Source organism: Thermoanaerobacter sp. CM-CNRG TB177, assembly GCF_018588165.1.
In the GTDB taxonomy this organism is placed as follows: domain Bacteria; phylum Bacillota; class Thermoanaerobacteria; order Thermoanaerobacterales; family Thermoanaerobacteraceae; genus Thermoanaerobacter; species Thermoanaerobacter thermocopriae.
The window spans coordinates 74051-89928 of record NZ_JAFCAC010000071.1 but is presented as its reverse complement, the minus strand read 5'-3'; the positions used below and the strand labels follow the sequence as shown (position 1 = coordinate 89928).

The window sequence follows — 15878 nt, the reverse complement described above, 5'->3', positions numbered from 1 at the left end:
TTCCTCCTTAAATTTTATGCAAAATTCAGGTAAAAAATTTGATCTGCGTAAGAAAGTCTTGATATATCCCACTTTCTCTGTTTTATTGCAATTTTCTTAAAAGGCAAGCCCAATTCAATAATAAACTTTTCAAATCTTTCATCTAGCCAAGGAGGCGCCCAAATACCCGACCTACAAATGTGAATAACTCCAATCAAATTCTCTTTTGGTAATTCTTCTACTGATTTATAATACTTTATGTTGTAAATATTGTTAAACTCCTCAAAATCTGAAGGTTTTTCAAAGGAATAAGGACTGTATACAATTTTAGCTCCTTTTACTATATTTTCTTTTAAAAGCTTACCTAGCCAATTAGCACAATTTAATTCAAAATCCAGTGGAGGTAGTCCCCCATATCCTAAATCAGAATGGGCATCAAAAGAAACTACTTCAGAACATCCAAAATTTTTTGCTAAATAATAGGCAAATTTGTGGGATTCGGAGACAAAAACTTTAATGTTTTTATCAAACTTAAGCTGTGTTTTTATTTTATCCCAGAAGCCTTTTATAACTTTACCTACTTTTATAGTCTTTTCTAAATCTTCTCCCTCTAATTTTCTTTTTATATATCTTTTATACCACAGTTGAGTTAAGTTTTTATCATTTTCTATAGAAGAGAAAAACCAGTCATTTTTAGAAAGTACAAAATAATCCCAATCTACAGTTAGAAGACTTCTTACCATAAAGAAGCCTCCTCTTTCAACTTTTTATAATATTTTACCATATTAAAAAAAGACCTTCAATCGAAGGCTTTATAGCCAACCTCTAATTTTCATAGCTTCATAAACCCGTTTAATCGATATCATGTAAGCTGCTGTCCTCATATCAACTTTGTACTGCTGTGCTAATTCATATATAGCGTTAAAAGCATTTACCATCATAATCTCCTGTCTTTCTTCTACTTCTTTTTCTGTCCAATAATAATTCATGAGATTTTGTACCCATTCAAAATATGAAACTATTACTCCTCCTGAATTAGCTAAAATATCCGGAACTACAAACACACCTCTTTCTGCTAAAATCTTATCTGCTTCAGGAGTTGTAGGACCATTTGCTCCTTCGCAAATTATTTTCGCCTTTACATCTGGCGCATTTGCAGAAGTTATCTGATTTTCTAAAGCTGCTAAAGCTAAAATGTCTACCTCCATTGTTAAAAGCTCTTCATTTGTTATACTGGTTGTTCCCTCAAAATTGCACACTGTTCCCGTCTTATTTACATGCTCTACTAATTTTTCAACATCAATTCCATCTTTATTGTATATACCTCCATACACATCACTTACTGCTACAATTTTAGCGCCTAATCTTTGAAGGTTTAAAGCAGTGTGACTTCCTACGTTTCCAAAACCTTGTACAGTTACTGTGCAATTTTTAAAATCCATCTGTAAACGTTTTATAGCTTCTCGAGCCATTAACGCAACTCCATACCCTGTTGCAGCAGTTCTCCCTTTCGAACCTCCGTATATTAAAGGTTTCCCTGTAATAACAGCCGGGCTGTTGTAACCTACAATTTTGTTATATTCATCTACCATCCAGGCCATAATTTGCATGTTAGTATTTACATCTGGTGCAGGTATATCTTTATTAGGACCTATTATGCTCGTTATTGCTCTTATATAGCCCCTGCTCAACCTCTGTAACTCATCGTTAGACAATTCTTTTGGATTTACCACTACTCCACCTTTTGCTCCTCCGTAAGGAAGTCCTACAACCCCACATTTAAATGTCATCCACATGGATAAGGCTTTTACCTCATCTAATGTAACGTCAGGATGAAATCTTATTCCTCCTTTTGTGGGTCCTAATGCGTCATTGTGTTGAGACCTATAACCTTTAAAGACTTTTACTGTACCATCATCCATCTGTACAGGAATAGAAACTTCTAATACTCGCATAGGTTCCTTTAAAAGTTCATAAACAAATTCTTCTACCCCCAGCAAATCACAAGCATTTTTAATCTGCTTTTGCGCAATAATCAAAGGATTTAATGACTCTTTTGACATTTTATTATCCTCCTAATTTTAAAATTTTGAAGCAAATGAATCGATTTCTATGTTATATATTCTACAAAATTTTTAATAACCCTTCAAAATTTTATAATTAATTTGGTTTTGAGAAATATACCCCATATTCATCCCAAATACTCTCTAATTTTTCAAAAGTATCGGCTATCTTTTCCTTTTCTCTAAGGCCCACAGCTACCACAAGAGCATTGACAAGACTTAAAGGTGCCACTAATGAATCCACAAAAGAAGCCATGTTGCTTTTCGCAATTAATATCTCATCAGCAACAGAGGTAAGAGGAGAAATCAAGCTATCTGTTATTGTAACGATTTTTGCATTCTGAGATTTTGCATATTTCAGCACATCTAATGTTCTTTTTGAGTATCTCGGAAAACCAATTCCTATCACTAAATCATTTTCACTAACTCTGAGAATTTGCTCGAAAACATCTGATACGCCCGCTTTAACGACTGACACATTTTCCCGTATTAAATTTAAATAAAATCCCAAATATTCTGCAATGACAATAGAACTTCTGGAACCTATTATATAAATTTTTGTAGCATTGATGATATCTGAAACGACTCTTCTAAAGTCATCCTTATTTATTTCATTTATGGTCTCTTTTATGTTTTCTATGTCGGCTTTTAGTACATTATTCAATATAGCAATTTCATCTGTCTCTTCTGTCATTTCTAACCTTTGGACTGTTGTAAGTTTATTTTTTATAAGCTCTTGCAGTGCATTTTGAAGTTCTGGATATCCATTATAGCCTAAAGTATTAGCAAATCTTACAACAGTTGATTCACTTATATTTATGCTGGCTCCCAATTTTGCAGCTGTCATAAAAGCTGCCTTATCATAATGATTTATAATGTACTCTGCTATTATCTTTTGGCTTTTGCTTAATTTTGTATAATTATCTTGTATCCTTTTTATCAAATCATCTGTTTTTGCCATATTTCACTACCCCTCATTTTTACAAGATTATAGCCTTCTCTCAATGCTCTTTTGTTAATCTCTTCTGTGGCTGGAGGTACTCTATTTAAAACAGCTCTTTCTAAAGATTCTTTTGTTACCACATTAGTTAACTCTGCTATTACACCTAAAGATATTATATTCGCCACAAAAGCTCTTCCAATTATCTCTTGCGCAGTTTTTATTATGGGAAGTCGGACAACTTTTTGGGTATCTTCATCATTAGGAATTATTGATTCGTCTATTATAATTATCCCATTTTCTTTCATGTCATTTTTATAGCATAAATAGGCAGAAGACGCAAGAGTAAGTAGTATGTCTGGTTTTAATACCTTAGGATACGTTATATATTCATTACTTATTATTACTTCTGCTTTGCTGGATCCTCCTCTTGCCTCAGGACCATAGGACTGACTTTGAACACTATTTTTACCATCCAATATTGCAGCTTCCGCCAAAATTATTCCTGCAAGGATTAAACCTTGCCCTCCTGAACCACCTAATCTTATTTCTATTGAACTCATTTGTAATTCACCTTCAAATTATTTAACATTTTTTGATATTCTTCTACAAATTCAGGCTCATCAATATTTAAAAGCTCTCCAATAATAAATTTGTCATGAAGCTCTTCAGGGTCCATTTTACTAGCTTGTTTTATGTCTACTGCATGGTCTTTTAACCACTTTAGCATATCTGCAGGTGTTCCTTTTTTATTTTTTCTTCCATAGTAAGTAGGGCATATACTCAAAGCTTCAATGAAGGAAAAACCTTTATGAGAAATTCCTCTTTCAATTAGTTTTGTCAATTGTTGAACATGGTAAGCAGTACCCCTAGCTACATAAGTCGCACCTGCTCCAATGGCCAATTTGCAAATATCAAAATACCTATCAATATTTCCGTAAGGTGCAGTAGTAGCTCTGTCAAACCGTGGAGTCGTTGGAGAATATTGTCCTCCTGTCATTCCATAAATATGGTTGTTGTACATCACTACAGTTAAGTCTATATTTCTTCTGCAAGCATGAATAAAGTGATTACCTCCAATAGCCGCATTATCTCCATCTCCAGTAATAACTATTACTGTAAGCTCAGGATTAGCAAATTTAATACCTGTTGCAAAAGCAATAGCTCTTCCATGGGTAGTATGCAAAGTATTAAAATCCAAGTATCCTGATGCCCTTGAAGAACAACCAATTCCAGATACAATACATACCTTGTCTTGGTCAAGTCCTAAGTTGTCAATTGCTCTTACAATAGCTGCCGTTACTATTCCATTGCTGCAACCTGGACACCAAATATTTGGTAACGTTTCCTTCCTAATGTATTTTTCTACTAATTCAGATGCCATTTTTAAAACTCTCCTTTATTTTCTCTACAATCTCAAAAGGAGTGAAAAACTCTCCATTAAATTTGTTAATTTTCCCTACATAGGTATTACCTTTGATTATTCTATCTACTTCATAGTAAAGTTGCCCTGTATTCATTTCAACTACAAACACTTTCTTAAATCTAGGATATATTTCCCTCAATTTTTCATCAGGGAAAGGCCATATGGTTATAGGTCTGAAAAGTCCAATTTTTATCCCTTCTTTTTTAAGTTCTTCCATTGCCACTTCACAAGCTCTGGCAGAAGAACCAAAGGATATGAGAAGTACATCTCCTTCTTCAGTATCTTTTTCTTCAAACATCAGTATGTCTTTTTTATTGTTTTCAATTTTCTCCATCAATCTTTTTATCAGTTTTTCAGTTACTTTAGGGTCATTTGTAGGCAATCCTTTTTCGTTGTGAGCAAGTCCTGTTACATGAAATCTAAAACCTTTACCAAGGGTACTAAAGGGACAACTCCATTTTCTATATCCTCATAAGGTAAGTAATTATCTTTATCTTGGGGCATAGGTCGTTCAAAAATTTCTATATCTTTATATTCATCTAAATTAACTGCTTCTCTTAGATGACCTATAACTTCATCCATAAGTAGAATTACAGGTGTCCTGTATTTTTCAGAAAGATTAAAAGCTTGAATAGTAATATAATAGGCTTCTTTTACAGAAGAAGGTGATAAAACAATTATAGGATGGTCTCCATGAGTTCCCCATCTGGATTGCATTACATCCCCTTGTGCAGGAGAAGTAGGCATTCCTGTGCTCGGACCCATTCGCTGAACATCCACTATAACGCAAGGAATTTCTACCATAGCAGCAAAACCTATGTTTTCCTGCTTTAAAGAAAACCCAGGACCCGATGTAGCAGTCATTGCTTTTAATCCAGTAAGGGAGGCTCCTATAACTGCTGCCATGCTGGCGATTTCATCTTCCATTTGAATAAATTTCCCTCCTACAAAAGGAAGCTTTTCGGCACAAAACTCAGCAATCTCAGTAGAGGGAGTTATTGGATATCCTGCATAAAATTTTAGTCCAGCAGCTATAGCTCCTTCGACTACCGCTTCATTTCCTTGCATCAATACCGTAGGCATCATTCTTTCACCTCTAAATATATGGCAAAATCAGGACACCTGAGCTCGCAAAGGCCACATTTAGTGCATTTATCCGCATCTATCAGTCTAACCTTACCATTTTTTAGTTCCAATACTTTAACAGGGCAAAATTCTACACAAATACCGCAGCCTTTGCACCATTTTTCTATTATTACGAGCTCTTTATTTTTTACCAATCTATCACCCTCATTAAATTTTATTTGCAATATATAATATTCTATATAAAAATAAAAAATCCTCCATAAAATGAATAATAAATGTCATGAATATTTTTGATACAATTCTTGCATCATATAGAATGTTACAAATATTTACTCTATTTTTATATCCCAGGAGTTTAAGATGTTTATCATATTGTACTCTGTTAAATCAAAATGAATTGGAGTAATAGAAATATAACCTTCTTTTACAGAAACAATGTCTGTCCTTTCATCCTTTTCTATTTCCGAAATTTTCCCTGCCATCCAATAGTACTCTTTCCCTCTTGGGTCATAATTTTTTTGAAAAGTCTCAATATAGATACTCTTGCCGAGTATTGTAGCTTTTACTCCCTTTATTCCCTTCTTAAAATCGGGTATATTTACATTCAATAATGTGTTTTTAGGTAATCCTTTTTCTAAAACTTTTTCTATTAAATTCTCCAAAAATTTATATATACGCCTATCTTCAATATCAGCAGTTTCTGCACGGGAAACTGCAATAGCAGGAATGCCGTAAATTGCGGCTTCTATAGCCGCAGAAACAGTACCAGAATAAAGTATATCTGTCCCTAAATTTAAGCCTTCATTAATGCCAGAAATTACAATATCAGGTTTTTCTCTCAACACCACTTCAATCCCTAATTTTACACAATCAGACGGTGTACCATTTATTGCATATATTTTCAAACTATCCTCTTCCTTTACTTTTTTAAGCCTTAAAGGTTTATGTAAAGTTATAGCATGGCTTATAGCACTTCTTTCTTTTTCAGGAGCTACTACCGTTACCTTATACTTATCTTTAAGATATTCTGCTAATTTTAACATCCCTAATCCTTGTACTCCATCGTCATTAGTAAGAAGTATTTTCATTTTCTACCTCCTCTAATTAATAACGTATAATTACTTTGATTTTATTACAAAATTTATATATAGGCAAGGAGTGATACAGTAATACAAATAGACGACGCGGGAAGTGGAAGTTTGGTAGGTGGAACGTGTATTGGGGCTATGAGAGTAGAAACTGGAGAATTTTTCTATGATATAATTCCCATAGAATATTATAATGAAGAAAACTTTAAAAATAAATTGTATTTAAGAAAAGCCTGTGAAATTGGGAAAAAACTTTTAGAAAAACTTAAAGTAAGTAAAACTGAAAAAATACAAGTTTGTAGAGGTTACATGTTTGACACTTTTAGAAAATGGTTAGAACAAGAAGAGTATAATTGGGAAAGTACACAAATATTAAATCCTCTTCAGGATATAATAGAAAATTCTTTTGAAAATTACGCTTTATCTTTAGGATTGCCAGAAAAGTTTTTAAGATACACAAAATATCCTTTTCATTTTCATCGATTGCTGAGATGGGTATATGCCGATTATGAAAACAGAGCCAAATTGTGCAAAACTGGGTGGAATAGCTGGAAAAAATACGGAAAATTAGAGGTAGAAATAAGCTACACTTATTTGCAAGAAAACAAAAATTACCTATGCTTAAAATGTGGAAAAAATATTCAACCAGGGACTGTAAAAGTTATAAAATATACAAGCAATTATCCTAATACTATATATCTTCACATTAATTGTTAAGGCACCTTAAAAGGTGCCTTAACAATTCGCAGAAGGTATACATATTTGTTGTCCTGGGTATATCAAATTGGGATCTGGTATTTGTGGATTTGCTCTTATCAATGCATCAAGACTTACACCAAACATATTAGCTATAGACCACATGGTATCTCCCGGTTTTACTGTGTATATTGTTTTGCAGGTTTCTGGAGATACTGGTGGACAATAGAAAGGTATGCAAATTTGTTGTCCTGGATATATCAAATTAGGATCCGATATCTGAGGATTAGCTCTTATTAAGCAGTCAAGACTTATTCCAAACATATTCGCTATAGACCACATGCTATCTCCCGGCTGCACTGTATAAAAAGTCTTACAATGTCCCGGATGAGGATGATGTGGATAATAGGGATGATGGTAAGGATACTTAGGATAGTTAGGATTATAATAAGATCCATCTATTGTCATCCTATTTCCCTCCTTTAAACTTTCTACTACATGTTATGAAGGATAAAAATATATGTTACAGGAGGAATTTAAATATACACAAAAAAACAGGGAAATAATTTTCCCTGTTAAACTGGATATGTCATATATTCCATATTAAGAAGAGTTGCATCTATTTGATATTTTTTTGCTCTTCTGTATTCAAAAAACTTCTTTGCTACTTGTGGGAAAAGAGCATAAGATAAAACATCTTCTTCTTGTTCATAATACTCTTTAATTTCTTCTTTAATCGCTTCAAATTGCGGTTTTAAAAGGTCTGCTGGTCTAATATCTATTACCTCTTCATCTCCTATTATTTTTTTCTTTATTTCTTCTGAAATTGGCGCTGGTGGTCTACCATACAGTCCTTTCACATAATCTTTTACTTCTTTTGGTACCATTTTATACCTTTCTCCAGTTATTACATTCAAGACAGCTTGAGTCCCTACCATCTGACTCATAGGGGTAACAAGAGGTGGGTATCCTAATTCTTCTCTAACTTTAGGAATTTCTTTTAAAACCTCTGGGTACTTATCTAAAGCATTTTGTTGTTTTAATTGGGAAATTAAATTTGATAGCATTCCTCCTGGAACTTGATAAATTAATACATCTGTATCTACACCCATAACCATAGATAAATCTATTTCTTTATTGTGATTTTGTTTTACTTCTTTAAAGTATGAAGCAATCTCTGATAATAACTCCATATCCAAACCAGTGTCATATTGAGTGCCTTTTAAAGCTGCCACCATTGTTTCTGTAGCAGGTTGAGAAGTTCCTAATGCCAAAGGTGAAATAGCAGTGTCTATTATATCTACTCCAGCCTCTATTGCTTTAAGATAAGTCATAGCCGCCATTCCACTCGTATAATGGCTGTGCAACTGTATAGGAATATTTACTGCATCTTTAAGGCTTTTTACTAACTCATAAGCAACATAAGGAGTTAATATTCCTGACATATCCTTTATGCATATGGAATCCACTCCTAATTCTGTCAGCTCTTTTGCTACTTTAATATAATGGTCAATGTTGTGAACAGGACTTATAGTATAAACAAGGGTACCTTGAGCGTGGGCTCCCGCTTTTTTAGTAGCTTTAACGGCAACTTCAAGATTTCGTACATCATTTAAAGCATCAAAAATTCTTATTATATCTATTCCGTTAGCAACAGCCCTCTCAACAAATTTTTCTACTATATCATCAGGATAATGCCTATATCCTAATAGATTTTGTCCTCTCAAAAGCATTTGAAGAGGCGTATTTTTTATCCTCTTCTTTAATCTTCTCAATCTTTCCCAAGGGTCTTCGTCAAGAAATCTCATACAAGCATCAAAGGTAGCTCCTCCCCACGCTTCAATAGAATAATATCCTACTGCATCCAATTTTTCTGCAATTGGGAGCATTTCTTCCGTCGACATTCGAGTAGCCAAGAGTGACTGATGGGCATCTCTTAATACAGTTTCTGTAATTTTAATTTTATTACTCATATTAATACCTCCTCATAATATATTATACTATTTTTTCAAAAGAAACAAAATAAAAAAAGAGCCAAAAGGCTCAAAATTTTTAGAAGAAGGAAAGGATAGATTCCCTTATAAGTTTAGCTGCTAAAATAGAGGTTATACCAGCTATATCGTGAGAAGGCGAGACTTCCACCAAATCCATCCCAACTACATTTAAATCTTTTAAAATATGAATTGCCTCTAATGCCTCTTTTGTGGTTATTCCCCCTGGTTCTGGTGTACCAGTGCCTGGTGCAAAAGCAGGGTCTACAACATCTATATCCCAGCTAATATAAATTGGATAATCTTTTATATCATCAATTACACCTTTCAAAGGTTCAACTACTTCATACAAAAACATGTGGGTATTTTTTTCTGCAAACTCAAATTCTTCTTTTTCACCTGACCTTATCCCAAAATTATACATTTTAATACCTTTAGCAATATCCCATACTTTTTTCATTACTGTGGCGTGAGAATAAGCTTCACCGAAAAATTCTTCTCTTAAATCAGTATGGGCATCAAAATGAAGGATTACAAGGTTATCCCCATATTTTTTTAAGTACTCTTTTAAAATTCCATAAGTTACTAAATGTTCTCCACCCAAGAACAATCCTTTTTTTCCAATTTTCAAAATGTCTTCTGTAGCTTTTGAGATTAAATCTAGACTCTTTTTCACATTCCCATAAGGAAGTACTAAATCTCCTAAATCATAAAATTTCTTATCTTCCAACCTCCTATCTAAATACACACTATAATATTCTAAACCATAAGAGGCTTGCCTTATGGCAGCAGGTCCAAAGCGGCTTCCTGCTTTGAAACTCACTGTGTAATCCATAGGCAAACCTAGTATAACTACCTCTGCCTTTTCATAATCTTCAGTAGCCCCTAAAAACTTTCCCGGATCAACAAAATATTTTCCTTCTATCATATTACACCTCATCAAAAATATCCTTCACAAATTTAGGCAGTACAAAGGCCGCTTTGTGAATTTCAGGTGTATAGTATTTAGTATCTATTCTTGGAATAGAATTTATGTCCACTTCTTCAGGGTCATATTTTTTTGAACCCATGGTAAAAGTCCACAAACTTCCTGGATAAGTCGGTATTGTTGCTATATATGCTTTTGTAATAGGATATATTTCTTTGAACATTTTGCTGAGTTTGTTTATCAATTTTCCATAAATAAAAGGTGATTCTGTCTGAGCCACAATAATACCATCTTCTTTCAAGCATTCATATACGGCTTTATAAAAATCAGAAGTAAAAAGACCTACAGCTGGCCCAATTGGGTCAGTAGAATCCACTATTACCACATCAAATTCATTTTTGTGTTCATTAACATATTTAATTCCATCTCCAATCATTATTTCTACTCTTGGGTCATCTAATGCCTGGCTTATTGTAGGAAGATATTTTTTAGAATTTCTCACTACTGCCTCGTCAATTTCTGCCAAAACTACTCTTTCTACAGAAGGGTGCTTTAAGACCTCTCTTACTGAGCCTCCATCTCCGCCTCCAACAATTAATACGCTTTTTGGATTTTTATGAGTAAAGAGGGGTACATGTACTATCATCTCATGATATACAAATTCATCTTTTTCAGTGGTTTGAAGTATACCATCTAAAGTTAATACTCTTCCAAATTGATATGTATCGAGTATTGCTAAATGTTGATAAGGAGTTTTTTCTACCACCAATGTTTCTTTAACTTTCAAAGAAAATCTCAAATTTTCATCCTGATTTTCTGTAAACCATAATTCCATTGAAAACACCTCCAAGATTTTTAATAATATATTTAAAAAAATATCTCACTCTCCAAAAAACTCTCTTAATTTAACTATCTGAAAATCGCCTTTTTCTTTAAAACCTAATTTACAAAAAAAATCTTTATAAAAAGGTATATTGACACAAGCATTTTCTAACCCCATATCTAGGGCATGATTAAGTACTACTCTTACCATTAAATTTTCAACCCCCCTATCCCTGTAGGAAGGCAAAATTGCCAAATTAGTTATTATAGCATTATTAATATCTACTTTCATAGAAATAAAGCCAAAAGGCTTGTCTTCTCTTGCAATCATGAAAATCTCTTCTAAAAAATTTAAAGTTCCCTTCAAATTACACTCATTAGCAATTTTTTTAATAATTTCGAAATCCTCTGCTTTGGCGAACTTGATTGAAAACATACTTCACCTCAAGCTTTTTAAATAATCTATTTCCTTTTGTGTCAAATACCTCCACTTTCCTGGTTTTAACCCTTCTAAAGACAAGTCACCAATTTTAGTTCTTGTAAGAGAAATAACAGGATGTCCAATAGCCTCACACATTCTTCTAACTTGTCTATTTTTCCCTTCATGAATTTTTATTTCTACAACACTTGTCCCATTTTTAACTGCTAAAATCTCTATTTCTGCTTTCGAAGTCAAATAATCTCCTATCAAAAGTCCATTTCTAAACCTTTCCAACTCTTCTTGTGTTGGAATTCCTTTGATTTTTGCAATATACGTCTTCACAATTTCATGTCGAGGATGCATTAAGATATTGGCTATCTCCCCATCATTTGTGAGTAACAGAAGCCCTGATGTATCATAATCTAAGCGGCCAACAGGATATATTCTTTCCTTAACTTTAACTAAGTCCATCACTGTAGGCCTGCCAAACTGGTCTTTTACGGAAGTAATATATCCTGTTGGCTTATTTAACATAATATAAACTTTTTTCTTTTCTCTTCTCACAATTTTATCATCAAATTCAATTATGTCAACATCAGGATTGATTTTTACTCCCAACTCTTTTACTACTTTTCCATTTACTTTTACACGGCCTTGTAAAATATACTCTTCGCACTTTCTTCGTGAGGCTATTCCACATTCTGCTAAGTATTTTTGCAACCTTTCCATTTGTGTTCACCCATTTTTTCGTTTATACAAGTTTTTCGTCATAAATTTTTAATAAATTATTTCTCATGATCCTTTCTTTTATCAAGTTGGTATCAGTAGTATAAAGGCCTAATTGTTTCATCCTCTCAAAATATTCTGCCCCTGCAAAAGTATACCTCTTTTTCAAGCCTTCTTTCGTCTTTATGCTTTCATTAGCATATGCTATCAAATCACCAGAAGCTAAATTCCTCGGTAACTCCAAAAGAGGCATGCCAAGAGCTAATCTTACACTGTTATGTCCAGCAAGACATCCTGTCACCATTGCCTCAGTATGCCCAGTAAACAAGCCAGACTTCTCTCCTGCACATAATAAATTATCTAAACCTATAACTTTCATTGTATTATCTCGTGGTGCCATTGACAAATATCTTACAGAATTAGCTTTTCCTCCAGAATAAGGGTCATCATAACGTGCTCTTTCTAAGCCCGGAATTTTTCTAAGTTTTTCTAATGGATAAAAAGGAGTCATGAGCTTTACATAACCAGTATCTAATAGTATAACATTTTCCGCGTATTCTGGCAATGCATATTGTTGACACACCTTCAAATTCAATTTTTCCATGTTAATATCTTCTTTAGGCACAGGCAATACTACTACTCCATCTCTTTCTAGCTTTTCTCTTATCTCTTTGCTTAAAGATTCTTTATTTAATTTACATGAACCACTAAAAGCACCATAAACTTCATCTGCCCTCATTCCTAAAAGGTCTTCTACACCTGCCCTATAACTTATGCTAATTCGAGGGCCAAAAGAAGGACATCTTAAAATACACATAGCACATCCGTTTCCATATCTTAGGCAATTACCCATAGGTCCTGTAGAACCAGTAGTCTCTATAAAAACATCTCCATACTCTATAGTATCATCTGCTAAAACTATTCCTTTTATTCTTTTGCTGTTTTCCATTACCACATCTGTAGCCCTCGCCATCAATTTAATAGTAACACCTTTTTCAAGTAACGTCTCTCTAATCATTGGTTCCACCATTGTCACATCATACAGACTTGCATGAGCATGACCAGGGAATTTTACATTTATATGTCTTGCTGCCTTGTCTGTTATTTCAATAAGTTCATTTCCTCCTAAATATATAAGTTCTTCTGCAGCAGTATACCTCCCGTTATTTCTCATTATGCCTCCCACAAGTCCACATCCCAAAAGCATATCAGTCTTTTCTAAAAGCACTACTTCTGCTCCTGCTTTTCGAGCTGTTAAAGCAGCTGCACAACCAGCCCAACCTCCACCTATTACAACAACCTTAACCATGTAACATCTTCCTTTCCAAAGCTTTTCTAATATCCACTTGAACCTTACAGGTTCTTACTTTTTGGTCTCCTATCTGAACTTCACAACTACCACATATTCCTTCACCACAGCATATGGTATTATTGTTTGAAACCGCTAAATAGGCTTCTTGATTATATAAGTCCAAATAATTTAAAATATTCACATGCTGTTCATCAGAACCTCCACTATATACAACCGTTATCTCTTTATCTTTAATTAACTCCTTTAAAATTCTTTGTCCTTCCTCACTTAAAAGGTCTGCTTCAATTATCGTTATATTAAACTCTTTCAAATAGTCATTTATAAAATTCACTCCTACTTTTCCCTTGTCTACAATAGCAATAACTTTGTTTTTGTTGTTTATTAGTTTTGAAATAACAATTACCCCCGGAGCTTGTGCAATTCCTCTCAAAACAACTAAAGCCTTAGAATTGTGAGTTCCTTTAATATACCTATAACCTAAAAGTCCATTCCAATAAGGCCCTCTTAAATAGACCTCTTCTCCTTCCTCAGCTTTTTGAATCAATTTTGTCTTTGGACCGCTTACTTGTATAGCTATCTTGATTATTCCTTCAAGCTCGTCTGCATACATTACTGACATTGGAGTATCAAAAAAAGGTGGGCTTGAAATTCCTCTTAAAAAAACAAAAGAACCTGGTTCATTCAAATCTCGTGCCATCTTATTTGGTACTTTAAGAGTCAAAATTATAACTTCTTCGTTAATTTCTTCCCTTTTTAATACTTTAGAAAAAATCGTGCTGCGGGTAGCTTTAGCCTTGTATCCTGCCCAAACAAATTCCTGAAAAATACAAACTCCTCGCCAATTACAATCGCAAAAATTTTTCCCTTGAAGTTGTGAACATACTATGCACTCATTTAATTCAGCCAAATAGCAAGGGCAATAATCGGTACCTGCGTCAATGCATTCTAATCTATTTGCCAATTTATCTCACCTCCAATTTCACACTAATAAAATATTCTTTAAACTTAAAAACTATTACAAAACAAATAACCCTCTTGAGTTATACTCAAGAGGGATTTAGCACCTTTAACCAATTTTTTATTATCTTTTGAAAATTGTAACCAAAATCTTCTTGTTCCACCTTCTTTAAGGCTACACAATTAACATCACAAATTTTTTCTTCTCCTATTTTTACTGTCACATAACCTATTTTTTCACCTTTTTCAACAGGAGCTTTCACACTTTTGGGAAAATGAAATTCTAAATTCACATCCTGCTTCTCATCTTCTAATGCCGGAATGATACATTCTCTCTCACTTACAACCGATACACTATTTTCTTTTCCACCTTCTACTTTTATCTTCTTAATTAATTCCCCTTTTTCTAAAACTTTATAGGGTTTGTACTTTGAAAAAGCATAATCTAATATTTTCATGGAATCTTCCCACATAGGAGGACTATTTAAAACAACTGCAATAAATCTCCTTCCCTCTCTTGAAGCAGAAGATACAAGACACCTACCTGCTTTATTAGTAAATCCAGTTTTTACTCCATCTGCTCCTTCGTATATCCATAAGAGCTTATTTTTATTCCTCAAATATCTATCCCATTCTCTCCCTTCCCAAGGAATTGTCTTTTCTTTTGTTGATACAATCTCTGCAAATTTAGGATATCTAAAAGCATACCTCGTTATTAAGGCTAAATCATAAGCGGTAGTATAATGGTCATCAATACCAATATCTAAACCAGAAGGTGTCACAAAATGTGTATTATATGCCCCTATTTCCCTTGCTTTTTGGTTCATAATTTCGATAAAATTTTCTACACTACCACCTATATGTTCTGCAATAGCTGTGGCAGCATCGTTCCCTGAGTTTAGCATAAGTCCATAAAGCAAGCTTTCCATATCAATTTTTTCTCCTGGCGAAAGCCAAATAGACGAACCTCCAACACTTGCAGCCCTCTTGCTGACAGTTACAATATCATTTAAATTACCTTTTTCTAAAGCCACCAATAAAGTCATTATTTTTGTGGTGCTTGCCATTGGCAGCTTTTCATGAGGATTTTTTTCATATAACACTCTCCCTGTCTCTTGGTCCATTACAATTGCTGCTTTAGCAGAGATAGAAGGATAGCTCTCAGCATACACTTTTACAGAAGACATAAAATACAGCAAAATAAAAAGATAAAGCACAAATTTTTTCATTTTATACATGTTATAGTTATAGTTTTTTACACCTCACTTATGATGCTTCTTTTCCACATCAATATTGACTTTGTCAATTTTTAGTTTAGTATATTTGGGCACCAAAAAAAAATTTGCCTTCGTTTAAAACACCTCATACTACTAAACTCTAGTGTTATAAATAGGAATATGAGGTGTTTTTATTTTACCCATAAACTAATTATCTTATACCTCT

Annotated in this window: 17 protein-coding genes and 1 pseudogene; 1 reads left to right on the top strand and 17 read right to left on the bottom strand. The window is 33.6% G+C overall.

Annotated elements, in window-relative coordinates; genetic code table 11:
• Positions 1-14: 14 nt before the first annotated feature.
• From I4N53_RS08905 to surE, 8 genes and pseudogenes are all read right to left on the bottom strand, one after another.
• Positions 15-722 (bottom strand): arginase, encoded by a 708-nt coding sequence (locus I4N53_RS08905; RefSeq protein WP_214496060.1) that lies wholly within the window; start codon positions 720-722, stop codon positions 15-17.
• Positions 723-791: 69 nt separating this feature from the next.
• Positions 792-2042 (bottom strand): Glu/Leu/Phe/Val dehydrogenase, encoded by a 1251-nt coding sequence (locus I4N53_RS08900; RefSeq protein ID WP_003867972.1) that lies wholly within the window; start codon positions 2040-2042, stop codon positions 792-794.
• A 97-nt stretch (positions 2043-2139) separates the two neighbouring features.
• Positions 2140-3003 (bottom strand): MurR/RpiR family transcriptional regulator, encoded by an 864-nt coding sequence (locus tag I4N53_RS08895; RefSeq protein ID WP_009052364.1) that lies wholly within the window; start codon positions 3001-3003, stop codon positions 2140-2142.
• Positions 2982-3545: a 2-oxoacid:acceptor oxidoreductase family protein gene (locus I4N53_RS08890; protein ID WP_003867974.1), complete on the bottom strand. Its 564-nt coding sequence runs from the start codon at positions 3543-3545 to the stop codon at positions 2982-2984. Before I4N53_RS08890 ends, I4N53_RS08895 begins: the two co-directional genes overlap by 22 nt.
• Complete coding sequence (locus I4N53_RS08885; protein WP_009052363.1) at positions 3542-4366, bottom strand: 2-oxoacid:ferredoxin oxidoreductase subunit beta; 825 nt, start codon at positions 4364-4366, stop codon at positions 3542-3544. Before I4N53_RS08885 ends, I4N53_RS08890 begins: the two co-directional genes overlap by 4 nt.
• Positions 4356-5494 (bottom strand): annotated as a pseudogene (locus I4N53_RS12695) (2-oxoacid:acceptor oxidoreductase subunit alpha). Before I4N53_RS12695 ends, I4N53_RS08885 begins: the two are co-directional and overlap by 11 nt.
• Positions 5491-5688, bottom strand: a complete 198-nt coding sequence (locus tag I4N53_RS08875; protein WP_009052361.1) for an ATP-binding protein — start codon at positions 5686-5688, stop codon at positions 5491-5493. The pseudogene I4N53_RS12695 and the gene I4N53_RS08875 overlap by 4 nt, the downstream one beginning before the upstream one ends.
• A 135-nt stretch (positions 5689-5823) precedes the next feature.
• Positions 5824-6582: a 5'/3'-nucleotidase SurE gene (surE, locus tag I4N53_RS08870; RefSeq protein WP_003867979.1), complete on the bottom strand. Its 759-nt coding sequence runs from the start codon at positions 6580-6582 to the stop codon at positions 5824-5826.
• A gap of 138 nt (positions 6583-6720) precedes the next feature.
• Here surE and I4N53_RS08865 point away from each other — a divergent pair, with 138 nt between their 5' ends.
• Positions 6721-7299, top strand: coding sequence for a hypothetical protein (locus tag I4N53_RS08865; RefSeq protein WP_214496088.1), 579 nt, complete (start codon positions 6721-6723; stop codon positions 7297-7299).
• 18 nt (positions 7300-7317) lie between these two features.
• Here I4N53_RS08865 and safA read toward each other — a convergent pair whose 3' ends face one another.
• The 9 genes from safA to I4N53_RS08820 all read right to left on the bottom strand — a co-directional run bounded on the left by safA (position 7318) and on the right by I4N53_RS08820 (position 15664).
• On the bottom strand, positions 7318-7746 hold the full coding sequence (safA, locus tag I4N53_RS08860; protein ID WP_214496059.1) for a SafA/ExsA family spore coat assembly protein: 429 nt from the start codon (positions 7744-7746) through the stop codon (positions 7318-7320).
• Positions 7747-7853: 107 nt separating this feature from the next.
• Positions 7854-9251 carry an oxaloacetate decarboxylase subunit alpha gene (locus I4N53_RS08855; protein ID WP_214496058.1) on the bottom strand — a complete coding sequence of 466 codons (1398 nt, stop codon included), beginning with the start codon at positions 9249-9251 and terminating at the stop codon, positions 7854-7856.
• Between the two features lie 79 nt (positions 9252-9330).
• Entirely contained in the window at positions 9331-10197 is an 867-nt protein-coding gene (gene speB / locus I4N53_RS08850) for an agmatinase (RefSeq protein ID WP_214496057.1), read from the bottom strand.
• 1 nt (position 10198) lies between these two features.
• Positions 10199-11032, bottom strand: a complete 834-nt coding sequence (speE, locus tag I4N53_RS08845; protein ID WP_003867984.1) for a polyamine aminopropyltransferase — start codon at positions 11030-11032, stop codon at positions 10199-10201.
• Positions 11033-11077: 45 nt separating this feature from the next.
• Entirely contained in the window at positions 11078-11455 is a 378-nt protein-coding gene (locus I4N53_RS08840; RefSeq protein WP_214496056.1) for a GNAT family N-acetyltransferase, read from the bottom strand.
• Positions 11456-11458: 3 nt separating this feature from the next.
• Positions 11459-12169, bottom strand: coding sequence for a pseudouridine synthase (locus I4N53_RS08835; RefSeq protein WP_009052357.1), 711 nt, complete (start codon positions 12167-12169; stop codon positions 11459-11461).
• Between the two features lie 22 nt (positions 12170-12191).
• Complete coding sequence (locus I4N53_RS08830) at positions 12192-13475, bottom strand: FAD-dependent oxidoreductase (protein WP_012269335.1); 1284 nt, start codon at positions 13473-13475, stop codon at positions 12192-12194.
• Positions 13468-14439, bottom strand: coding sequence for a sulfide/dihydroorotate dehydrogenase-like FAD/NAD-binding protein (locus I4N53_RS08825; protein ID WP_003867988.1), 972 nt, complete (start codon positions 14437-14439; stop codon positions 13468-13470). The genes I4N53_RS08830 and I4N53_RS08825 overlap by 8 nt, the downstream gene beginning before the upstream one ends.
• Positions 14440-14524: 85 nt before the next feature.
• Positions 14525-15664, bottom strand: coding sequence for a D-alanyl-D-alanine carboxypeptidase family protein (locus I4N53_RS08820; protein ID WP_041589950.1), 1140 nt, complete (start codon positions 15662-15664; stop codon positions 14525-14527).
• Positions 15665-15878: the final 214 nt, after the last annotated feature.